Annotated in this window: 20 protein-coding genes and 1 riboswitch; of the genes, 19 read left to right on the top strand and 1 reads right to left on the bottom strand. The window is 39.3% G+C overall.

Annotated features, from left to right (window positions below; all coding sequences use genetic code 11):
- Positions 1–194 precede the first annotated feature (194 nt).
- From polA to RWN13_RS15470, 19 genes are all read left to right on the top strand, one after another.
- On the top strand, positions 195–2840 hold the full coding sequence (gene polA, locus RWN13_RS15560) for a DNA polymerase I (protein WP_314065470.1): 2646 nt from the start codon (positions 195–197) through the stop codon (positions 2838–2840).
- 100 nt (positions 2841–2940) lie between these two features.
- Positions 2941–3786: a DNA-formamidopyrimidine glycosylase gene (gene mutM / locus RWN13_RS15555; protein WP_314065468.1), complete on the top strand. Its 846-nt coding sequence runs from the start codon at positions 2941–2943 to the stop codon at positions 3784–3786.
- 3 nt (positions 3787–3789) lie between these two features.
- Positions 3790–4383, top strand: a complete 594-nt coding sequence (coaE, locus tag RWN13_RS15550) for a dephospho-CoA kinase (RefSeq protein WP_314065466.1) — start codon at positions 3790–3792, stop codon at positions 4381–4383.
- A gap of 168 nt (positions 4384–4551) precedes the next feature.
- Complete coding sequence (gene nrdR / locus RWN13_RS15545; RefSeq protein WP_314065464.1) at positions 4552–5025, top strand: transcriptional regulator NrdR; 474 nt, start codon at positions 4552–4554, stop codon at positions 5023–5025.
- A 54-nt stretch (positions 5026–5079) separates the two neighbouring features.
- Positions 5080–6486, top strand: a complete 1407-nt coding sequence (locus RWN13_RS15540) for a DnaD domain protein (RefSeq protein ID WP_314065462.1) — start codon at positions 5080–5082, stop codon at positions 6484–6486.
- Entirely contained in the window at positions 6486–7415 is a 930-nt protein-coding gene (gene dnaI / locus RWN13_RS15535) for a primosomal protein DnaI (RefSeq protein WP_314065460.1), read from the top strand. Before RWN13_RS15540 ends, dnaI begins: the two co-directional genes overlap by 1 nt.
- A 188-nt stretch (positions 7416–7603) precedes the next feature.
- Positions 7604–8404, top strand: a complete 801-nt coding sequence (locus RWN13_RS15530) for an ABC transporter ATP-binding protein (RefSeq protein ID WP_314065458.1) — start codon at positions 7604–7606, stop codon at positions 8402–8404.
- A gap of 9 nt (positions 8405–8413) precedes the next feature.
- A complete protein-coding gene (locus tag RWN13_RS15525) occupies positions 8414–9217 on the top strand; it encodes an ABC-2 family transporter protein (RefSeq protein WP_314065456.1) in 804 nt (267 codons plus the stop codon).
- Positions 9218–9219: 2 nt separating this feature from the next.
- Positions 9220–9996, top strand: coding sequence for an ABC-2 family transporter protein (locus RWN13_RS15520; protein WP_314065454.1), 777 nt, complete (start codon positions 9220–9222; stop codon positions 9994–9996).
- Between the two features lie 107 nt (positions 9997–10103).
- Positions 10104–10673, top strand: a complete 570-nt coding sequence (locus RWN13_RS15515) for a YceD family protein (protein WP_314065451.1) — start codon at positions 10104–10106, stop codon at positions 10671–10673.
- 69 nt (positions 10674–10742) lie between these two features.
- Complete coding sequence (gene rpmF / locus RWN13_RS15510; protein WP_209528475.1) at positions 10743–10925, top strand: 50S ribosomal protein L32; 183 nt, start codon at positions 10743–10745, stop codon at positions 10923–10925.
- Between the two features lie 234 nt (positions 10926–11159).
- A complete protein-coding gene (locus RWN13_RS15505) occupies positions 11160–11978 on the top strand; it encodes a PRD domain-containing protein (protein ID WP_314065449.1) in 819 nt (272 codons plus the stop codon).
- 105 nt (positions 11979–12083) lie between these two features.
- Positions 12084–12848, top strand: a complete 765-nt coding sequence (locus RWN13_RS15500; protein WP_314065448.1) for a carbohydrate deacetylase — start codon at positions 12084–12086, stop codon at positions 12846–12848.
- Positions 12849–12909: 61 nt separating this feature from the next.
- Positions 12910–14325 carry a PTS transporter subunit EIIC gene (locus RWN13_RS15495; protein WP_314065446.1) on the top strand — a complete coding sequence of 472 codons (1416 nt, stop codon included), beginning with the start codon at positions 12910–12912 and terminating at the stop codon, positions 14323–14325.
- Positions 14326–14336: 11 nt separating this feature from the next.
- Entirely contained in the window at positions 14337–15665 is a 1329-nt protein-coding gene (locus RWN13_RS15490; protein ID WP_314065444.1) for a maltose-6'-phosphate glucosidase, read from the top strand.
- Positions 15666–15830: 165 nt separating this feature from the next.
- On the top strand, positions 15831–16739 hold the full coding sequence (locus RWN13_RS15485) for an Rpn family recombination-promoting nuclease/putative transposase (protein ID WP_314065442.1): 909 nt from the start codon (positions 15831–15833) through the stop codon (positions 16737–16739).
- Positions 16740–17064: 325 nt separating this feature from the next.
- The gene (gene gndA / locus RWN13_RS15480; protein ID WP_314065440.1) at positions 17065–18483 is read left to right on the top strand and encodes an NADP-dependent phosphogluconate dehydrogenase; all 1419 of its coding nucleotides are present in this window, start codon (positions 17065–17067) and stop codon (positions 18481–18483) included.
- Between the two features lie 360 nt (positions 18484–18843).
- A complete protein-coding gene (locus tag RWN13_RS15475) occupies positions 18844–19530 on the top strand; it encodes a response regulator transcription factor (protein WP_209528463.1) in 687 nt (228 codons plus the stop codon).
- Positions 19530–21041, top strand: a complete 1512-nt coding sequence (locus RWN13_RS15470) for a HAMP domain-containing histidine kinase (protein WP_314065438.1) — start codon at positions 19530–19532, stop codon at positions 21039–21041. The genes RWN13_RS15475 and RWN13_RS15470 overlap by 1 nt, the downstream gene beginning before the upstream one ends.
- 27 nt (positions 21042–21068) lie before the next feature.
- On the opposite strand, the gene RWN13_RS15465 is transcribed toward RWN13_RS15470, so the two are convergent.
- Positions 21069–21587: a GNAT family N-acetyltransferase gene (locus RWN13_RS15465; protein ID WP_314065436.1), complete on the bottom strand. Its 519-nt coding sequence runs from the start codon at positions 21585–21587 to the stop codon at positions 21069–21071.
- A gap of 411 nt (positions 21588–21998) precedes the next feature.
- Positions 21999–22169, bottom strand: a riboswitch (M-box (ykoK) riboswitch). This riboswitch is flagged as partial in the annotation.

Genomic DNA, 22169 nt, shown 5'->3' with positions numbered 1-22169 from the left:
AAGTCTCATGACTAATTCAGTGATTGTTACGAGTGAAAAGCGTTTATCATTGTGGGGCAAGGGTATTTTGACAAGGGTCAGGAGTGAAAACGTATTGTGCTGCTTAAAAGAAAATTTATTTTCAGTCACTTAACTTCGCAAACCAGTCTGTTTTTTGGTAAAATGGAGAAGAGTGTTAAGAATGGAGAAATGTTATGTCAAAAAATAAACTGTTACTGATTGATGGCAATAGTGTGGCTTTTAGAGCATTCTATGCGATTCAAAATTTTGAATCTTTTAAAACTAAAAGTGGGTTGCATACCAACGCGATTTTATTTTTTAACAATATGTTGGATAATATCATGCAAAAGGAAGAGCCGAGCCATGTTTTAATCGCTTTTGATGCGGGGAAAACGACCTTTCGTCACGCCTTTTTTGATGAGTACAAAGCTGGTCGTGCTAAAACACCAGGTGAGTTTAAAGAGCAAATGCCTTATATTCGCGAACTAATCGAGGCATTTGGTATTCAACACTATGAGTTGGCAGATTATGAGGCAGATGATATTATTGGCACCTTGGCTCGCCGTGTGGGTGCAGATGACTTTGAAGTCGTGGTTATCTCTGGAGATAAGGATTTAACGCAGTTAGCTGATCCTAACATTCGAGTGGAAGTGACAACTAAAGGCGTTAGTGAGTTAACGACCTATACTCCTGAATTTATTAAAGAAAAATACGGCTTGGAGCCTTTACAAATTATTGATATGAAGGGACTGGCTGGTGATAATTCCGATAATATTCCAGGTGTTACTCGCGTTGGTGAAAAAACTGCGATTAAATTGTTAATGGAATATGGATCGGTTGAAGGTCTCTATGAGCACATTGACGAGTTGAAACCAAGCAAAATGAAGGAAAACTTGATCAATGATAAAGAGCAAGCTTTTCTGAGTAAAAAACTAGCAACCATTGATGTGGATGCACCGATTGATGTGGATGTTGAGAAACTGGCATATAGTGGTAAAGATATTGATAAGTTGGTTCCTTTTTACCGCGAAATGGAATTTAAGCAGCAGTTAAACAAATTGGATACTTCTGGTTTAACCTCTTCTAGCGAGCCGTTAGCTGAAGTGACTTATGAAGTGGTAACAGAAGCTAAAACGAGTATGTTTAGCGACAATATGAGTCTCTATGTCGAGATGCTTGAACCTAATTATCACACGGCTGATATCTCCGGTGTGGCTTGGGGGAATGCTGATAAATTATATGTGTCCTATGGCGATGATGTGTTACAGCAAGAATCATTTAAAGAGTGGTTGGACGATGAAAATCTGACAAAAGTAGTATACGATGCCAAAGCCAATCAAGTAGGGCTGAAACGTTATGATATTGATTTAAAAGGGGTTAGTTTTGATGTGTTGTTAGCTTCGTATTTAATTGATACCAATGATAAGAGTGAAGATTTGGCAGAAGTAGCTTTTAATTATGATTATTACGATATTGACACAGATGAAAGTGTCTATGGTAAGGGCGCTAAAAAAGGGTTACCAGAAGAGAACTTGTTATTTAAACATTTGGCTCGCAAAGTCAAAGCTTTGGTAAGTTTGCAACCAAAGTTGGATCAGTTGTTAGTTGAAAAAGAACAACATGATTTGTTTTACGAGATGGAATTGCCCTTGTCTCATGTTCTGGGAGAAATGGAAATCGAAGGCATCACGGTCAATGCCCAACGATTACAAGAGATGAAACAGGAGTTTGCTGTCCAGCTTAAAGGCATTGAAGAGCGGATTTATGAATTAGCCGAAGAGGAATTTAACATTAATTCACCGAAGCAACTAGGGGTTATTCTCTTTGAGAAGATGCAATTACCAGTGATTAAAAAGACTAAAACAGGTTATTCAACGGCGGTTGATGTGCTAGAGCAGTTAAAGGACCAGGCACCAATCGTGGAGCATATTTTAGAATATCGTCAAATTGCAAAAATTCAATCCACTTATGTGGAAGGTCTGTTAAAAGTCATTCAACCAGATGGCAAGATTCACACTCGCTATGTGCAGACGTTGACACAGACTGGTCGTTTAAGTTCAGTGGACCCTAACTTACAAAATATTCCGATTCGCTTGGAAGAAGGACGCAAGATTCGTCAAGCCTTTGTCCCTCGCAAAAAAGACTGGCAAATTTTTTCATCGGATTATTCTCAGATTGAACTGCGTGTTTTGGCAGACATTGCCAACGATCAACATATGCGTGAGGCCTTTATTGAAGGGCAGGATATCCATGCCAGTACAGCCATGCGGGTCTTTGGAATCCCTTCTGAAGAGGAAGTGACAGGAAATATCCGTCGTCAAGCGAAGGCAGTTAACTTTGGAATTGTTTACGGCATCAGTGATTATGGTTTATCACAAAATCTGGGGATTTCCCGCAAAGAAGCACAACAATTTATCGATACTTATTTTGAGAAGTATCCTGATATTAAAACGTACATGGAAACGATTGTTCGTGATGCAAAGGATAAAGGGTACGTGGAAACCTTATGGCACCGTCGTCGCTATTTGCCGGACATCAATGCTCGTAACTTTAACTTGCGGACATTCGCTGAAAGAACGGCAATCAATACACCGATTCAAGGAAGTGCTGCTGATATCTTGAAAATTGCCATGATTAAAATGGCTAAACGGTTGAAAGAAGAAAACTTGGAAGCAACTATGTTGTTGCAAGTTCATGATGAGCTAGTTTTCGAAGCACCGAAAGAAGAAATTCCGAAATTAGAGCAACTTGTTAGAGAAGTCATGGAAAATGCGGTAGAATTAAGTGTGCCACTTAAAGCCGATAGCAGTTATGGCGACACTTGGTATGAAGCCAAATAAGTCTTAAAAAGTTGTCCTTACAAAGACGTTGAGATAAAGGGTCACTAACCTTTATCTCAGCTTCTTTTTACGAGAACTTTTCACATAGGAGGTAATCGGTATGCCAGAGTTACCAGAAGTAGAAGCAGTTCGCACTGGATTGGAGCAGTTAATCCTTGGCAAAGAAATTAGTCAAGTTCATGTTTTTTGGCCAAGGATTATTGAAAGTCCAGAAGTAGAGTTGTTTAAAGTCAATTTAATTGGCGAGAAAGTCGGTGCTATTAATCGTCGTGGTAAATTTCTGATTTTTGAATTGAGTCATTATGAGATGGTGTCCCATCTGCGAATGGAGGGAAAATACGAATTCCATCAGCAAGAGGACGAGGTTGCCAAACACACCCATGTGATGTTTGATTTTACCGATGGCACTCAATTGCGATATTTAGATGTGCGTAAGTTTGGCCGGATGACCCTGTTACCTAAAGGGCTTGCCAGTGAATACAGTGGCATTTTGAAACTAGGCCCAGAGCCTGTGCCAGAAACCTTTTTTTTGAAGGCTTTTAGTGCCGGCTTAAAAAGATCTAGTAAAGCGATTAAGCCACTGTTGTTGGATCAAAAACTGGTAACGGGTTTAGGCAATATTTATGTAGATGAAGCCCTCTATGAAGCCCGAATCCATCCTGAGCAACCTGCAGGAACGTTGTTGCGGAAAGAAGTGGAAGCACTCTACCAAGCGATTATCGATGTTTTGGGACGGGCAGTTGAAGCTGGAGGGACGACTATTCGGACCTATAAGAACGCCTTGGGAGAAGCTGGGAAATTTCAGGTCTCCCTCAATGTTTATGGTCAAACAGGAGTTCCTTGTCCCCGTTGTGGCACAGGGATTATCAAAACGAAGGTGGCCCAGCGTGGCACCCATTATTGTCCGACTTGTCAGAAATTGCGCCAACGAAAGATGAGGGATTAAGAGATGACCTTTATACTAGGCTTAACTGGTGGGATTGCCACTGGAAAGACGACCGTTGCCAATTATTTCAAAAGGCGGGCCATTCCAATTGTTGATTCAGATATTATCGCCCGGGAAGTAGTTGAACCGGGAACGGTTGGTTTGGAGAAAATTCGTCTTCATTTTGGCGATGGTATCCTGACAGAAGAGGGTCACTTAAATCGAAAAAAACTTGGGAACATTGTTTTTTCGGATGAGCTTAAACGCCAATTGTTGAATCAGCTTTTAAGTGAAGAATTGGCGGAAGCTATCTCAGGTGAGATTAAAAAATGGGTGGTCCAAAAAATTCCATTAGTGGTAGTAGATGTGCCGCTAATGTACGAGGCTCACTATGATCGGCGGGTCAATCAGGTGATGGTGGTTTACGTGCCGGAAAAAATACAGTTGGAACGGCTAATGGCTCGTGATCAGTTGTCTGAAGCTGAGGCTAGAAAACGAATCGCCAGTCAGCTGCCAATTGAAGAGAAACGACACTTGGCGGATATCTTAATTGACAATTCAGGGACTGTTGCGGAAACAGAGGAGCAGTTAGATAAATGGATGGCAACTTGCAACTAGATTAAACAACTAAAAGAAAGAACATCTGGAAAAATACCAAGGTGTTCTTTCTTTCTTTATTTATCAGGGTATAAGGACTATACCATTGACTGCTTTTCATGTTATAATAACTGTAATATAGTGATTATTAGTAACTTAAAATAGATAGAATACACGAGGTGAAAAAACATGCAGTGTCCAAAGTGTCAATACAACGGGTCTCGTGTCGTCGATAGTCGACCTGCTGATGATGGCCGTGCCATAAGAAGAAGAAGAGAATGTGAATCCTGTGGGTTTCGTTTTACCACATTTGAACGAATAGAAGCAGCACCATTATTGGTGATTAAGAAAAATGGTGGACGTGAAGAATTTAATCGAGATAAAATTTTAAGAGGGTTAATCCGTTCGGCTGAAAAGCGTCCAGTATCGATGGAACAAATGGAACAAATCGTGGATCAAGTAGAAAATAAGGTTCGTGGACTTGGGGAAAATGAAGTCTCAACTACAAAAATTGGTGAATATGTGATGGAAGATTTGGTTAACTTGGATGAGATTGCTTATATTCGTTTTGCCAGTGTTTACCGTCAATTTAAAGACATGGGTGTTTTCTTAAAGGAAATGCAAGAGATTCTTAATAAGGAAGATGAAACGCCTGAATCCTGAGAAATCGACAATGAATGATAAGAAATTAGCGTATTAGCATAAGGAGGCCTCGATTTGAATAGTTCGTGGAAGCAACTTCATCCGCAAGATAGTTTTACTGTTAAATTGGCAGCTCCGATTACCAGTCATGATGAACAATTACTTAGCTATTTATATCAGCCAATTATTGGCATGGATGCTTTTAGCATTTATCACACCTTTTTAACGGCTGTAGATGAGTCTGATTATGACAGTCACGAGTTGCGCCATTCGGATTTGTTTAATCAGTTAAACATTGATTTACCCCGTTTATTTAATGCTCGAGTTAAGCTTGAAGGCATCGGTCTATTGCGGGTATTTGTCAAAGAGGCAGGTGGACGCCGCCATTTCATTTATGAATTACAGGCGCCATTAAAGGCGGAAGAACTTTTCCAAGACGACGTCTTAGCTGTCTTATTATTGGACAGTGTCGGCGATCGTCGCTACCAAAAGCTTGTGCAGCGTTTTGCTATTCCAAAAGTGAATACGACGGAATACGCTGACGTTACTAAAAAATTCTTGGATGTTTATCAGTTTAATCAAGAGAGCATTGCTTCACATGAAGTGACCTTAAGTGTGGCTAAGGATGAGTTTTTTAGTTCGGAAAAACCTAAGCTTTCCAGCGTGAATGAAACCTTTGACTGGGCCTATTTTGTCAGCTTATTAGATGGTTTGTATATCGATAAAGAGCAAATTCAGCAAGAGTTAAAAGAGACGGTTTTTACCTTGCATCAGCTTTATGGCATTAATGAACTAGAGATGAAAAGTTTAGTTGAGAATGAAGTCGACTACGTAACGAATAAAGTGGCGCTTAATCAATTGCGTAAAAGCGTGGTTTTGAAGTACCATGGTGTCAAGAAACAAAAGACAATGCCTGTAGAAGAAGCCGCCGTTGAGCTATCGGCCGATGATCAACTGGTTCGTCGACGGAATACCTTGAAGTTATTAGGTTACAATGATGGTGAAATTCAAGTCATTGTTTCCAGTGAAAGTATTTCGCCAATGATTTTCTTAAGTGCGATTAAAAAGCAAAAAGGCGGTTTTGTGGCAAACGAAGAACGGTGGGCTGTTGAGAATTTGGTGAAACAATCTGGTTTACCGGATTCAGTCATCAATGTCTTGATTCACTATATTCTGGTTGGTAAGGGCAATGCGGCTGTCAATCAGAAATTTGCTAATTCAATTGCTAACGATTGGGCTCAGGCTCAGATTTTTTCGCCAGAAGATGCGATGACTAAGGTCAAAGAAATGGGAGCTGCCGCACAAAAACAATCGGCACCTCGTAAAAATAATTACCGTAAACAAACCTCTGGTCGGAAAGAAACGTTACCTGACTGGGTAGGCAAAACCAATGCTGAAACTAAAGTGTCTCAAGAAGAAGAAGATTACTTTAAAGAGCAGTTGCGTAAAATGCGTGAAAAAGGGAAAGAAGGTGAGTCGTAATGGAAGATGTCGGAAAAGAAATGACAAAAGTAATTAATCAGCGAGATTGGTCTGAGCGCTTTGACAAATTGGTCCAAGAGGTCTTAAAAGACCCGGATGTGATTAGCTTTATCGAAGCCCATAAGGAACAATTAACCAAAGAGGATATTGATAAAAGTTATTCCAAACTGTATGAATTTGTTCAGGAGAAACGTAAGTTTAAACTGAATGAGCCGACGATGATTGCTCCTGGTTATGAGCCTAAACTGTTTATGAATTTTCATTACATCGATGTGACCTATGTTCCGACGGAAGCGTTATTGGCTCGTCAGAAGGAAGAGGAGATACGTGGTCGAGTGAAAGCCATGGACATGCCTCGCGATATTCGCGAGGCGAGTATGGATCATTTCGAAATTACGGCTGAACGAAAAGAAGCCTTACAAGGGGCTTTTGATTTTGTTAGCAAGTACAGGGAAAATCCGAAACACTTTCATCAAGGTTTATACTTACAAGGTTCTTTTGGTGTAGGCAAAACGTATTTATTAGGAGCCCTTGCTCAAGAATTAGCTGAATATGGCTACAGAACGACCCTGATGCACTTTCCAACCTTTGCCGTAGAGATGAAACAGTCCATCGCGCAAAACACCACAGGCGATAAATTAGACGCTGTTAAGAAAGCGCCAATTTTAATGCTGGATGATATTGGCGCAGATTCCATGAGTAGTTGGATTCGTGACGATGTGCTGGGGGTTATTTTACAATACCGAATGCAAGAGCAGTTACCGACCTTTTTCAGTTCTAACTTCAGTATGAATCAACTGGAAAAAGAACATTTAAGTGTCACACAACGGGGAGAAGATGAACCTCTGAAAGCGAAGCGTATCATGGAGCGCATTCGTTATTTAGCCAGAGAAATCAATATGATTGGTGAAAATCGTCGCCAACATTAAGAGGGAAATAAGGTCAGCCTGTATCGGGATGGCCTTATTTATGGTGTTATTTTAAGTAAAAAGAGATTGACAACGGTTTCTTTATTTGGTATTGTTTTCTTTCGAGTGAATTTTGAAGGTTAAGCTTGCAAAAGAAGCCTCAACACTTGTTTTGTAAGTTAAACGTTTCAATAAGGAGGGTTTATCATATGATTGTTGTTGAGAATTTAAGTAAGACGTTTAGAGTGCAGCAGCGGGAGGCCGGTTTTCAAAATGCGGTCAAATCGTTCTTTAAACGGGAGTACCGAGAGATAAGGGCGCTAAACGATGTCAGTTTTACTATTCCTGATGGTGAAATTGTCGGCTATATTGGGCCTAATGGCGCTGGCAAAAGCAACACGATTAAGATTCTTAGTGGGATTTTAACGCCAGATAGTGGTAAATGTCAAATTAACGGCAATACCCCCTGGAAAGATCGGGTGGCTCATGTTAAGGATATTGGTGTCGTCTTTGGCCAACGTTCTCAACTTTGGTGGGACATCCCTGTCATTGACTCCTTTCATTTATTGAAAGATATTTACCAAGTACCAGAAAACGTGTTTCAAGAAACCCTCCGAGATCTGAGTCAGATGTTAAACTTATCTGATGTCTTGAAAACACCGACACGACAACTTTCATTAGGGCAGAGAATGCGCTGTGAGATTGCCGCATCTTTATTACATCGCCCCAAAATTTTATTTCTCGATGAACCGACCATTGGTTTAGACGCTATTTCAAAAGTAGCTGTGCGAGAATTCATCACAAAAATCAACAAAGAATTCCAAACAACGGTTATCTTAACCACTCATGACATGCAAGACATTGAAAAATTAGCCACTAGGATCATTTTAATTGGTAAAGGGACTATTTTATTGGATGGCAGTCTGACTGAATTTAAAGCGTTAAAACAACATGAGGACGATACTTTAGATGAGATTTTAGTGACTCTCTATCAAAAGTACGATATTTGAGGTGGTCTGATGAGTAAATATCAGTCATTATTTCGTGTGAAGTTTATTGGCGGTTTGCAATACCGGACGGCAGCATGGGCGGGGATTGTGACTCAATTTGTCTGGGGATTTTTAGAAATTCTACTGTTTCAAGCTTTTTATCAGTCGGATCCATCAGCTTTTCCCATGAGTTTAGAAGCAACTGTCTCTTATGTTTGGCTACAACAGGCCTTTTTAGCTTTGTATATGATTTGGTTTTGGGAAAATGATATTTTTGACAGCATTCAAAGTGGCAATGTTTCCTACGAATTGGTTCGGCCAATCAGTGTCTATAATATGTGGTTTGTTCGAGGGGTTGCCACCCGGATTTCGCGGACGCTTCTTCGTTGTTTACCGATTCTGATTGTGGCCTTTTGTTTACCTAAGCCATATAAATTAATCCCCCCAGCTTCCATCGGTGTCCTTGGTTTGTTTATGATGACGATGGTTTTATCCTTACTGGTTATTATTTCCCTTAACATGATTGTTTATTTCCTGTCATTTTATACCCTTAATGCTTTCGGCTTAAGAATGATTTTTCAGTCAATTGGCTCAATTCTATCGGGTGAAATTTTACCCCTGCCATTTTTCCCAGATGGCGTTGCCCGGATTTTAGCTTTCTTGCCTTTCGCGTCTATTCAAAACGTGCCTTTTAGGGTGTACAGCGGTGATTTGGCTGGTGAGGCCTTGACTCAAAGTGTTTTGCTTCAAGTTTTTTGGATTGTCATATTGGTGATGGTCGGTAAATTACTGGAACGTCAGGTAGTTAAAAAAGTTGTCATTCAAGGAGGGTAGCGATGAGACTCTATAAAAAGTATTTGGACTTGCACTTGCAGGCTTTAATGGCCTATAAACTGTCCTTTATATTAACAGCATTTGGCCAGTTTTTTGTCTCATTCAATGTATTTTTAGGTGTTTATTTTATGTTTGATCGATTCTCGACAGTTAAAGGGTATAATTTTCAGGAAACATTACTTTGTTTTAGTATTATATTACTATCATTTTCCTTAGCAGAGTGTTTTTTTCGGGGATTTGATTCTTTTCCAACCATGATTGGTAACGGAGAATTTGACCGAATTTTAGTCAGACCAAGAAACATCATTTTGCAAGTTCTTGGAAGTAAAATCGAATTCACACGGTTTGGCCGAATGATTCAAGCGATAGTGATGTTTGCATATGGTGTGACTGCTAGTCATGTAGAGTGGACCCCGATGAAGATCGGGATTGTTTTCTCAATGATAATCGGTGGTGTTTTTCTGTTTGCCAGCATCTTTTTATTATATGCAAGCTTGTGTTTTTTTACCTTGGAAGGTCTAGAGTTTATGAATGTATTGACAGATGGGGCACGGGAATACAGTAAGTATCCAATTGATATTTATGGGAAAAATGTCTTGAAGTTTACGACTTACATTGTCCCCTTTGCGTTAATTCAATACTATCCCTTCCTGTACTTAATCGACCGAGTGAACGATCCCAGAGTTATTATCATGCCTTTGGCGGGTATTCTTTTTGGAATTCCTTGTTATTTATTTTGGCGTTTTGGGCTGCGACATTATCAATCCACAGGCTCATAGAAAGCTTAGGCAGATAACAGCTTAATAATGAAGGGTGTCAAGAAAATTTCATTGACAAAGGCTTGTAAGCCTAGTATAATAACTCTTGTTGCTTAGAGGTGATGAAAATGAAATGGTCTTTATTGGAATTAAATAAATACAAAGACGATACGCTGGAAATTAATGAAGAATTGAATATTGAATCATCGTTATTGGCTCGCGATAAAGAAATATTAGCAGTTGATCCCGTTAAAGTTAAAGGGATGTTGTCTGTTAGTAAGTCGGAATATGTGTTGTATTTTACACTGGAGACGGTTTTGACCCTTCCTTCAACACGTTCGCTAACGCCAGTGCGCTTGCCACTTGCTTTTGAGGTGACAGAAGTCTATATGACTCCTGCTCAGTTTGAAATGGCAAAGGACATCCTCGCTGACAAAGACATGGTGATGGTAGTGGAGAATGATACCATTGACTTAGCTGAGGCGGTTGAAGATCACATTCTATTGTCGATTCCGTTACAAGTATTAACTGAGGAAGAAAAATTATCCCACGAGTCAATTAAAGGCGAAGCATGGGAATTGATGTCCGAAGAAGCTTATATGGAGCGAAAAGTGCAGCAAGAAGAAAATAAAATTGATCCTCGTCTTGCAAAATTGTCGTCTTTATTAGATAATAGTGAAGGATCCGATGAGTTGTAGGATTGGAATAGATGGTAGTTGATGGCGAAATCCATTGATTGCTAAATGATTTAAGGAGGTGTAGTTAATATGGCAGTACCTGCTAGAAAAACTTCAAAAGCTAAAAAAGCTAAGCGTCGTACACATTACAAATTATCAGTACCTGGTATGAGCACTTGTGCTAACTGTGGTGAAATGAAACGTAGTCATCACGTATGTCCAGCTTGTGGGCATTATGATGGTAAAGACGTTAACGCGTCAACTGAAGAATAAGACATTTCTGAAATGTTTAAACCCTTAAGACAACCATGGAGTCTTAAGGGTTTTTTGTTGTTAGTTGTTTATCTGAAACAAAAAAAGAAAGTCTGAAACGGGTTTGACAACGCTTTAAAAAGGTGCTATATTTTAGTTAATAACTGGGTGCTACTATTAAATTAGGCACGACCTAAGAAAATGAGTCTATTTTCTTAGGTCGTTTTTTGTATGTTGGGAAAGGAGAGCAATGGGATGCGAGTAATTAAAAAAATTAACCACAATGTGGTGCTAGTAGATGATAACAGTATTGAAAAAATCGCAATGGGTAAAGGGATAGGTTTTTCAGTGACATCTGGTGAAACCTTTGATGTAAGGACTGCGGATAAGTTATTTGTTTTGGACACGCAAGAAAAAGTGAAAATGTTTACTGAAATGGCCAAGCAAATCCCGCTAGCATATATTGAGTTTTCCGAAGAAATGATTCAATTTATCTCTCAAGAGATTGCGTCGCCTCTTGATTCGAATATTTATATTTCGTTGACAGATCACATCTACTTCGCGATTCAGCGGCAAAAGGAAGAGTCTCAAGTCACGGCCATCATGCTGCCAGAGATGAAGCTCTTATATCCTGAGGAGTATCGAGTGGCGGCTGAGGTAGTTGAAAGGATCAATCTGCGCTACTTAACAGAGTTGGGGAATAACGAGATTGGATTTATTACGATGCATATTATTAACGCCGAATTAGGCGAGCGGAACAGTCTGAATAGTTTGAAAATTATCGAAATTTCCACTGCTATTATTCATATGATTGAAAAACAATATAATAAGATTTTAGATAAGGATTCCCTCAGTTACAATCGCATGTTAATTCATTTAAAATTTTTAGTGAAGCGGTTAATTTACGAGGAAGAGATGCCTGAGGAGGAAATCACTTTTATCAATCAAACATTTAAGGAATCCAAGCAATATCAGACGGCTGAGATGATTACCACGTTTATCAAACAAACTTACCAGCTGGACGTGAAGGATAATGAGACGATTTATTTGGCCATTCATCTTGCGCGAATTTAATAAACTTTGTAGGGTGCAACTATTCGGTAGGCATGACCTCATAAGAAGAAGGAGACACCTCTTTTTTCTTATGGGGTTATTTTTATAGAAAAACGGAGGTAGATCATGGGAAAAGTAATAATGAATTCAGATGATTTTGGTTACAGTAGAGGGGTTAATTATGGCATTATTGATGCTTATCAGCTAGGGATTTTAACCTCCACCACATTGATGGCAAACATGCCTGGTTTTGATCACGCTGTTAGCTTGAAAAAGGCGTTTCCTAACTTAGGGGTGGGGGTTCACTTGACGCTGACTTGCGGGCAACCGTTATTAACTAATGTGGGAACACTAACAGAGGGACGTTTATTTAGGTCCTTGAGTTTTTATCGAGAGGGTTTTGAAATTGACTGTGACGAGTTGTATCAAGAATGGAATGCCCAAATTCAAAAAGTTTATCGAGCTGGAATTGTCCCTACTCATCTAGATAGTCATCATCATACTCATTCGTTTGGTAAAAATCAGGAAGTAGTTGTAGCCTTAGCTCAAAAATATGATTTACCTGTCAGAGGTAATTTTCAATTGGCGAATAAGGTTCAACATACGACATACTTCGAACCGTTATTTGATGAAGTGGGAGTGGATGATCGAAAGGACTCGCTATTAAAGGTTGATTTACATGTGTATTTAGAGGGGCTTTTAAGGAAGTTGCGAAGGACTGAAAGTACGGAGGTTATGTGCCATGCCGCTTATTTGGATCAGTCCTTGTACCGGCAGTCGAGCTTTCTTTATCCGCGATTGAATCAAGTTGAATTTTTGATTCATTCGGATTTTGCCAAGGAAGTTCAAGGAGATCGCCACATTGAACTAATCACTTATGGGGACTTGTAGTTAGTGGCTTGTTTTATCGGAGAGTCATAGATTAATCAGTATTAAAATAGGAGGAGCGATTATGTCAAATTTTAAAACAACTATTCAAAAGTTAGGTCGGGCAATGCTACTGCCGGTGGCTGCTATGCCACTAGCAGGACTGATTTTACGGTTATCAGCAGATGATATGTTAAACATTCCTGTTTTAGGGGCAGCAGGTAATGCGGTTTTTGGTAATTTAGATGTCCTGTTTGCCATCGGAGTGACAATCGGTTTTGCTAAGGCAAAGGATAAGGGAATCCCGGCATTAACTGGCTTTCTAGCCATCGCCACTTTGAAATCAGGTCTTGCCATTATCAATCCAGATGTCAACATGGGCATCTTTGCTGGCATTATTTCAGGATTGGTGGCGGCTTGGACCTACAATCGTTTCAAAGAGCAAACATTACCTTTGGTTTTTTCTTATTTTGCTGGTGAAAAGTTCCCATTAACGATGGTCATGATATTACAAACGGTTTCTGCTGTTGCCTTCGGTTATATTTGGCCTTTTATCCAAAATGGGATCGATAATTTTGCTAAATTACTGGTTGATATGGGAGCGCTAGGTGTTGGGATTTTCTTGTTCCTCAATCGTTTGCTGATTCCTTTTGGCTTGCACCACGTCTTAAACACTTATGTTTATTATGATTTGGGCAGTTACACCGCACCTAACGGGGAAGTCTTTCGAGGCGAAATGACCCGCTTCATTAATGGCGATCCGAATGCAGGGCTCTTTCTTTCAGGTTTTTTCGTGGTGATGATGTTTGGTATTCCTGCTATTTGTTTGGCGATTTATCGGGCTGCGTTTAAAGAAAATCAAAAGATGGTTAAGGGGATTATGGGAAGCGGGGCCGCCACTTCCTTTATTTCAAATATCACTGAGCCTGTTGAGTTTAGTTTTATGTTTATTTCGCCAATGTTATATGTGATCCACGCTTTTTTTGCTGGATTAGCCGGTGTTATTTGCTATTTATTTAATATTAGGATCGGCTTTACCTTTGGTGCTTGTATCGTTGATTATCTAATCAATTTTCGAATTGCCACCAACCCTTTGTTGATTTTGCCAATTGGCCTTGTCTTTTTCTGTTTGTACTACTTTACTTTTTATTACATCATCAAGAAGCGTAGTGTTCCGACTTTAGGGCGGGAAGTGGTTGCCACAGAATTTGGTGATATCCCCATTGAGGAGGAAGGGTTGAGTTTGGCTAGTAAGAACTATCAATATATGGCTAAAAAGTTGCTGGCAGCTTTTGGCGGGAAAGATAATATTAATGATTCCTATAGCTGTAACACACGGCTCCGTGTGGAGGTTTTAGATTCATCAGTAGTAGATGAGTCTCGGATTAAACAACTAGGTGTCAGCGGCATTATCAAGCCGTCAGCGACTAATTACCAAGTGATCATTGGCCTTGAAGTAACTTATATAATGGCTGAGTTTGATAAATTATTAACAGAATAGGAGAAATGAAGATGACGAACAAGCAGATTATAACAATAGCAGGTGGCGGTAGTACTTACACACCGGGAATTATTCAAGCGGTGCTGAAGAATGCCGAGAGTTTGCCGGTTAAAGAGATCCGATTATATGACAATGACTCGGAACGGAATCAGGACATGTTTCTAATCATTGAGCTACTCTTAAAAAAAGAAGGCCATGGAAGGGTGAAGTTAACGGTGACGGAAGACCCTCGGGTGGCTTTTAGTGGCTGTGATTTTATTTTCTCTCAAATTCGAGTAGGCGGGTTGAAGATGCGCGAGCAAGATGAAAAAATCCCTTTACGTCATGGGCTCGTGGGTCAAGAAACCTGTGGCTTAGGTGGCTTTGCTTATGGCATGCGATCCATGGCCGGTTTATTGGAAATTGTTGGTTATGTCCAAGAATTTGCGCCGGAAGCCTGGCTGTTAAACTATACAAACCCGGAGTCGATCGTCTCGGAAGCGATTCGTCGCCAATACCCTCTGATTAAGATGATCAACGCCTGTGATATGACGATTTCTCTGGAAGAAACGATGGCAGTTAATTATGGTTATGACCGCAACAACTGGGTAGCGACTTATTACGGTTTGAATCATTTTGGTTGGTATACCGAAATTTATGATAAATCTTTAGGTAGGGATATCATGCCTGAATTAATCGAAAAATTAAACAAACAAGAAATGAACGTGGCTGATTTTAATGAGGGGGATGTGTCGTGGCAAGAGGCATTTAACATGCTGTCTGTTATGACGAAGGATTTCCCGACTCAAATCCCTAATAACTATTTGGAATACTATCTGTACGGCGACATGATTGTGGAAAAAGCTGATAGAGATTACACGCGAGCCAATATGGTGATGGCGGGTCGAGAGAAAAATACCAAGGAAATGGCACAAAAAATTCGCTGCGGTGTGACCGATGATGTTTTGAATTTTAATTTTGGCGAACATGGCCAGTATATCGTAGACATGGCAACCAGTATTCTCAATGATGAGCACCGTCGTTTTATGTTATTGGTGCCTAATCATGGCGCGATTCCTAATTTGCGTCCAGATGCAGTTGTAGAGGTTCCAGCGTATGTGGGGGCGACAGGGGTTGAACCAATCTCGTTGAGAGGTCCGATTAATGATTTTCACAAAGGTCTGATGGAAGCCCAAGTAGCTGCAGAAAAGTTATTGGTAGATGCTTATTTTGAGGGTTCTTACCAAAAAGCTCTTCAAGCCTTTACGTTAAATCAAACGGTGCCAAATGTTCGTGTGGCAAAAAAAGTCTTGGATGAGATGATTACTGCAAATCATGGATATTGGCCCGCGCTATCGTAGAATGGCGTGTTAATGAACTGAATTATTAAGAAGTTTTTACAGTGAGATAATTGAAAGAAGGTAACTCCCATGTTAAACTGTGAGTATAAATAAGGCTAAGTTAATGGCGTGCTGCAAGAAAAAATTCGGAGAGGTGATGGATTAGACGTAAGGAAGTGATGATAGTTGACTGACCAATCACAAACGGTTTCGCCGATGAGAGATTTAGAGAACAAACTATTGTTTAGTGATCCAAAAAATAAACTGGCGCTCCTTAGCTTAATTAGTGCCACATTGGGATTAAAAGTAAAGGAAGCAACGGTTATTGATGGGAAAACAATTCGCTCAAAGGAAAGAGCCAGTATTGATAACGAGAAAGACATTGCGTTGTCTTTTACAGAAGTTGACGTTTTAGCAATTTTACCAGATAAATCGAAGGTTATTATTGAGTTTCAAATGGCTTATCAAAAGTTCTGGGGAAAACGCGCTTTGTTGTATGCAGTTAATCGGTTTGCGCAGCAGTTAGAGTTTTTGACGGATGAAAAAACAAGCACCTATCAAAATATCTACCCGGTCTATATTGTTAGTATTCTGGATCATAATTTTTTCAGGACTTACAAAGGGCTGATGTCGGTGTTCAGAGTTTTGGAGGAAAATCGTTTAGAGCCTTTATTAGATGAGTTTGGGAAGGAAATGCTGAAATTAATTTTTGTGGAATTACCAAAATATGATCAAGCCGATGAGAGTGTCAGTCAATTGTTAAAGGATTGGTGTCAGTATTTTAATAATGAGGAACTTAGTGAGGAAACAGACCAAGATGTAAAGTTCGCCAAAAGGATATTAGAAAGTTATCAACATAATAAGGAGGTGCAACAAATGATTGAGACAGCGAGATTAAGGGATATTGCCAATCGTGATGTTGGCCGAGAGGAAGGAAAAAGAGAAGGGAAAAAAGAAGGAAAAAAAGAAGTCGCAATCAAATTGCTTGAATCGGGATTTTCTATGAAACAAATCACTCGGTTAACCGGATTAAGTATAGCTTCCCTTCAAGAGTTAGCGAGAAAACACAATATCACTGGAAAAAATATCACATAGCTTTAGAAAGCTCTTGCAAGTGCAGGGGCTTTTTTGATAGTCCGGCTGTATGTCATTCCTTGTTGTCACGTGATAATAGTGCAGAAAAGCATGGACGAAAAAATGCCTAGTAAATACTGTTGGAAACACTTATGATAAAAGAGGTAATAGGAGTGAAAATAGTTTAAGTAGATGTGAATCAATGACTTTTCAGAGCTTTTACCAAATTATTTTCAAAAATATTTCAAGATAGTTTTAAATAAAGGTAAAATAGGCTATAATTAAAAGAGTTAAAAGTACTTAAACTTTTTCGACTAAAAGTAAGATAAAAAATAGGAGGAATTTCATGTCTAAACAACAAATCGGGGTAGTTGGAATGGCGGTTATGGGGAAAAATTTAGCCTTAAATATTGAAAGCCGTGGCTACTCAGTTTCAATTTTTAACCGAACAGGTGCGAGAACAGAAGAAGTTGTCGCTGAACATCCAGATAAAAAATTAGTGCCAACCTATACGGTCGAGGAGTTTGTTGAATCACTTGAAAAACCACGTCGTATTATGCTGATGGTTCAAGCTGGCGATGCAACAGATAAAACAATTCAAAGTCTATTACCTCATCTTGATAAAGGTGATGTTTTGATCGATGGTGGGAACACATTCTTCCAAGACACGATTCGTCGTAATGAAGAATTGGCTAATTCAGGAATTAACTTCATTGGAACAGGCGTTTCTGGTGGCGAAGAGGGGGCTCTAAAAGGCCCGTCAATCATGCCAGGTGGCCAAAAAGAAGCCTATGATTTAGTGGCGCCAATCTTTGAAAAAATTGCGGCAGTCGCTGAGGATGGCGAACCGTGTGTGACTTACATTGGTCCAAACGGAGCAGGTCACTATGTGAAAATGGCTCATAACGGGATTGAATATGGTGACATGCAATTAATCGCGGAATCTTATGATATATTAACCAAATTACTAGGTCTTTCTGTTGAAGAATGTGCGGAAATTTTTACTGAATGGAATCAAGGAGAACTGGATAGTTACTTGATCGAAATCACTTCAGATATTCTGACTCGTAAAGATGAGGAAACTGGTAAACCAATTGTGGATGTCATTCTTGATGCAGCTGGAAATAAAGGAACAGGTAAATGGACGAGTCAAAGTGCATTGGACTTAGGTGTCCCATTACCCCTTATTACAGAATCTGTATTTGCCCGTTATATTTCAGCGATGAAAGACGAACGTGTGGAAGCAAGTAAAATTATTCCAGCACCAGCAGCCCCTGCTTTTACAGGAGATAAAGCGGAATTTGTTGAAAAAGTTCGTGAAGCTTTGTATTTCAGCAAAATCATGAGTTACGCGCAAGGGTTTGCTCAATTACGGATTGCCAGCGAAGAGTATGGTTGGGATTTACAATACGGCGAGATTGCTAAAATCTTCCGTGAAGGTTGTATTATCCGTGCTAAGTTCTTACAAAAAATAACAGATGCATACGATCGTCAAGCTGATTTGAAAAACTTGCTATTAGATGAGTATTTCAACGAAATTACTCAAAAATATCAACAAGCCGTGCGTGACGTCGTATCAGTTGCGATTCAAGCAGGTGTTCCAGTACCAACCTTTAGTTCTGCTATTTCATACTATGATTCATATCGTAGTGCTGATTTACCAGCTAATATTATTCAAGCCCAACGAGATTACTTTGGAGCGCATACTTATGAGCGCAAGGATAAACCAGGGATTTTCCATTATGACTGGTATACAGAAGCGTAAACGAATCTTTAATTTAGCACTGAGTGTGTCGCTGCTCAGTGCTTTTTTTTGTCTGGGTTGCTAAGTCGAAAAGGGATTTCACAAAAATTTCAGTGTATGGTTGATTATTGAATAACAGGTTGCATTCGATTATTACTAAAGAGTGTCTATCTTTTTCTAAAGATGAAACTCTTCAGAAAAGTCTTTTGGTAAAGCGGGTAGAGTCGATTATTCTGATAAAATGAAAGTGACAATTATTTTTAAGGTTCTTTTTTTGCTTGATTAAAAATCTGTGTAAAGATAGAATGGATTTTTTCCCTCAATATCGTTATAATGGTAATGAGATTGAGAATTTTTCAACAGAGAAAGGAACTTACCACAATGAGTAATATTTTAATCATCGAGGACGAGAAAAATTTAGCTCGCTTCGTCGAACTGGAGTTAAAACACGAAGGTTATAACGCTGAGGTTCACTACAATGGAAGAACAGGCTTGGAAGCTGCTTTAAGCGGGGATTGGGACGCGATTCTTTTGGATTTAATGTTACCAGAATTAAATGGGTTAGAAGTTTGTCGTCGCATTCGCCAAACAAAAAATACGCCAATTATTATGATGACGGCACGTGATTCTGTGATTGACCGCGTATCCGGTTTAGACCATGGGGCTGATGATTATATCGTGAAGCCTTTTGCTATTGAAGAGTTATTAGCGCGTTTGCGTGCTTTGCTGCGCCGAATTGACATTGAAGGCGATAAAAATATTACCAAACAAACCACGATATCTTATCGCAACTTAACTATTGAAAAAGAAAATCGAATTGTACGTCGTGATACAGATATTATTGAACTGACTAAGCGTGAGTATGAATTACTCTTAACCTTGATGGAAAACGTCAATGTGGTTTTAGCACGAGATGTGTTGCTTAATAAAGTATGGGGTTATGAAACAGAAGTGGAAACAAACGTTGTAGATGTGTATATCAGATATTTAAGAAATAAAATCGATGTGCCTGGCGAAGAAAGTTACATTCAAACTGTTCGCGGTACTGGATATGTGATGAGATCCTAATGCGTAAGCGTCTCAAAGCAACAAAAGAAAAATTTAGTTTCAATCTGGTGCTCACTGCAAAGTGGGCACTTCTTACATCTACGTTTATTTTTGTTTTATTTATGATCTTTGCGTTTATTACGTACCAAACTAGCACCAATTTGATGGTTAAACAAGAGAAAGACAATTTAAAAGATTCTCTGTCTCAATTGACAGGACGTTTAGAACAATCAGAAGTTGATTTGACTATTCGGAATACGACATTTTATTTGAAAAATTCGCCACGAAATTCTTCTGGAGATATGACAGTTGAGACGATCGAAGCGAATTTAATTCAATTAAATAGCTTTCTTTCGGATTTATCACAACCTAATCTCTCAGTCTCGGTCTTTAATTCTGATAAAAAGCAGGTCTTTGAAACCAGAACAACAGGCTTGTCTTATCAGGGAGGCAATAAGAAAAAGATAAGTGAAGAACAATTTGGTGATAAAACCGGTTATTTAGCAACTCAACCAATTTATTCTTCTAAAACAAACGAATTAGTCGGGTACGTCCAATTATTTTACGATTTAACCTCAGTTTATTCGATTCGTTCGAAGCTATTAAATACAATGATTTTGTTGGTATCGGTGGGAATGGTTGTGAGTTTAATTTTAGGATTTCTGTTATCTTCCTACTTTTTAAGACCTTTGAAGAAGATCACTGATACGATTGCCATCATTAAAAGTGAACCTCAATCAGATGTTAGACTGCCAGAGTTGCAGACGAAAGATGAGTTCTCGGATTTAACAGAAGTTTTTAATGATATGATGGATCGGATGCAAAAGTTTATTATTCAGCAACAGCAGTTTGTTGAAGATGTCTCTCATGAGCTAAGGACGCCTGTGGCAATCATAGAAGGACATCTAAAGCTCTTAACTCGTTGGGGGAAGGATGATCCGGAAATACTGGAAGAGTCCTTAGAAGCATCGTTACAGGAGATCACGCGGATGAAAAGTTTGGTTCAGGAGATGTTGGATCTCTCACGGGTTGAACAAGTGGAATTTCAGTATAAAAATGAATCTTCTCAGGCTCAAGAGGTCACTCATCAAACCTTTAATAACTTTAAAATTCTCTATGAAGATTTCACCTTTATTTTGGACGATGATTTGCCCCATGAGCTAAAAGTCGGCATTTACCGGAATCATTTTGAGCAACTGTTGATTATCATTTTAGATAATGCCGTTAAATATTCCCAGGATCGCAAGGAAATCCATATGTCCGTGTCTTCTAATCAAGATGAACTGGAGATTGCGATTCAAGATTATGGTGAGGGCATCAGCGAAGAAGAGGTAGGGCAAATTTTTAATCGTTTTTACCGGGTGGACAAAGCTCGAAGTCGGCATAAAGGCGGTAACGGACTTGGTTTATCAATTGCTAAGGAATTAGTTGAAAGTTATGGCGGCCGCATATACGTGGAAAGTGCAACGGGTGTAGGCACGATTTTTAGAATCTTCCTGCCAATCAAAAAAGAACCAATTAACCAGCTTTAATCTGGCTAATTGGTTCTTTTTTTCTCATTAAGCAACCTCTATAATATCAGAAGTAATGCCTAGTTCTTTACGATAGTACTGCATTAGGTTCGCTCCATTAGAAGCTTGCTCGCCAAAGTTAACATAGTGTAGTTTTTCGTAAAATTGCCACGCGGATTCTCGTGCGTATAAGACAATTTCTTGATAGCTATGTTGAATGGCGATGTTTTCAGCATAAGTCATCAAGTGTTGACCGATCTTGCGGCCACGATGTTCAGATGACACCGCAACTTGCTTAATTTGCGCCACATAATCCCGTTCAGTTCCATCTAAAAAGAGGGTGCCTACAACTTCACCTTTAATGGTAGCGACAATGTGAAGGGCATGTTCTTCTTGGACCGGTGGGCTTGTAATGAGGTTTAACCCGCTTGGGCGGTTTAAACTGTCATTGCGTAATTCAATGGCAGCGAAGTACTCAGGGCTTTGCCAAGGAACCATCTTGAGTTTTAAGTCGTTATTGCGTCCTTTTCGTAAACGTTTTTTTAGAAGTCTGATTTTATTTTTCATCAGGACCTCCTATAACAATGTAGAGTATACATCAAAATCAGTAGAGTGCTCAGAAGTTGGTGCATAAATTAAACTGGTGTCTCTAAATAAAGTTATGATTAATAATACAAATTTTTTCATGGTTAAAAAACCCTCTTTCACTTATAATAGGTCAAACAAAATAAGTGGAAAGAATAAGGATGGGCTGATCATTACACCACAAGGCTGAGAAAAAACACAGCGTATGTTTAAGTAGTTGTGGTTGAATCTGTCGAGCTATTTTCTTCTTCTTTCCTGGTTATCGATATACTCTCGTCCATCTTCAACCACCTCCTAATAATGTTAAAAGTTATTAATACAACCCTTGGTTTGCCGCATAGAAAAAGCCCTACATTGAGCACACTCAGCGTAGGGCAGACAGTCCAAAAAAATGTCGCGATTCTACGTTGAGCTTTAGCACTAGACAACGTAAAAGATTAATTGCTTAATCTTTAGATGCATTCAGAAAAGCCTTAATCGACGATTCATGTTTTACCCATTGGCATCTCTCGATGTTTCTGGGCAGCATCCTGTGTTTGTATAGAAGCCTCACCTAACAAATCA

The sequence above is a fragment of the uncultured Vagococcus sp. genome (assembly GCF_963518325.1).
In the GTDB taxonomy this organism is placed as follows: domain Bacteria; phylum Bacillota; class Bacilli; order Lactobacillales; family Vagococcaceae; genus Vagococcus_D.
Note: the sequence above shows the minus strand (reverse complement) of the source record. Positions and strands in the feature narration are given on the sequence as shown.

Coding starts and splice junctions, on each gene's coding strand:
- dnaI (WP_314065460.1), top strand. CDS start 6,486: ATGGAAGATGTCGGAAAAGAAATGACAAAAGTAATTAATCAGCGAGAT.
- nrdR (WP_314065464.1), top strand. CDS start 4,552: ATGCAGTGTCCAAAGTGTCAATACAACGGGTCTCGTGTCGTCGATAGT.
- rpmF (WP_209528475.1), top strand. CDS start 10,743: ATGGCAGTACCTGCTAGAAAAACTTCAAAAGCTAAAAAAGCTAAGCGT.
- RWN13_RS15490 (WP_314065444.1), top strand. CDS start 14,337: ATGACGAACAAGCAGATTATAACAATAGCAGGTGGCGGTAGTACTTAC.
- RWN13_RS15520 (WP_314065454.1), top strand. CDS start 9,220: ATGAGACTCTATAAAAAGTATTTGGACTTGCACTTGCAGGCTTTAATG.
- coaE (WP_314065466.1), top strand. CDS start 3,790: ATGACCTTTATACTAGGCTTAACTGGTGGGATTGCCACTGGAAAGACG.
- RWN13_RS15475 (WP_209528463.1), top strand. CDS start 18,844: ATGAGTAATATTTTAATCATCGAGGACGAGAAAAATTTAGCTCGCTTC.
- RWN13_RS15495 (WP_314065446.1), top strand. CDS start 12,910: ATGTCAAATTTTAAAACAACTATTCAAAAGTTAGGTCGGGCAATGCTA.
- RWN13_RS15515 (WP_314065451.1), top strand. CDS start 10,104: ATGAAATGGTCTTTATTGGAATTAAATAAATACAAAGACGATACGCTG.
- RWN13_RS15470 (WP_314065438.1), top strand. CDS start 19,530: ATGCGTAAGCGTCTCAAAGCAACAAAAGAAAAATTTAGTTTCAATCTG.
- mutM (WP_314065468.1), top strand. CDS start 2,941: ATGCCAGAGTTACCAGAAGTAGAAGCAGTTCGCACTGGATTGGAGCAG.
- gndA (WP_314065440.1), top strand. CDS start 17,065: ATGTCTAAACAACAAATCGGGGTAGTTGGAATGGCGGTTATGGGGAAA.
- polA (WP_314065470.1), top strand. CDS start 195: ATGTCAAAAAATAAACTGTTACTGATTGATGGCAATAGTGTGGCTTTT.
- RWN13_RS15505 (WP_314065449.1), top strand. CDS start 11,160: ATGCGAGTAATTAAAAAAATTAACCACAATGTGGTGCTAGTAGATGAT.
- RWN13_RS15530 (WP_314065458.1), top strand. CDS start 7,604: ATGATTGTTGTTGAGAATTTAAGTAAGACGTTTAGAGTGCAGCAGCGG.
- RWN13_RS15465 (WP_314065436.1), bottom strand. CDS start 21,587: ATGAAAAATAAAATCAGACTTCTAAAAAAACGTTTACGAAAAGGACGC.
- RWN13_RS15525 (WP_314065456.1), top strand. CDS start 8,414: ATGAGTAAATATCAGTCATTATTTCGTGTGAAGTTTATTGGCGGTTTG.
- RWN13_RS15500 (WP_314065448.1), top strand. CDS start 12,084: ATGGGAAAAGTAATAATGAATTCAGATGATTTTGGTTACAGTAGAGGG.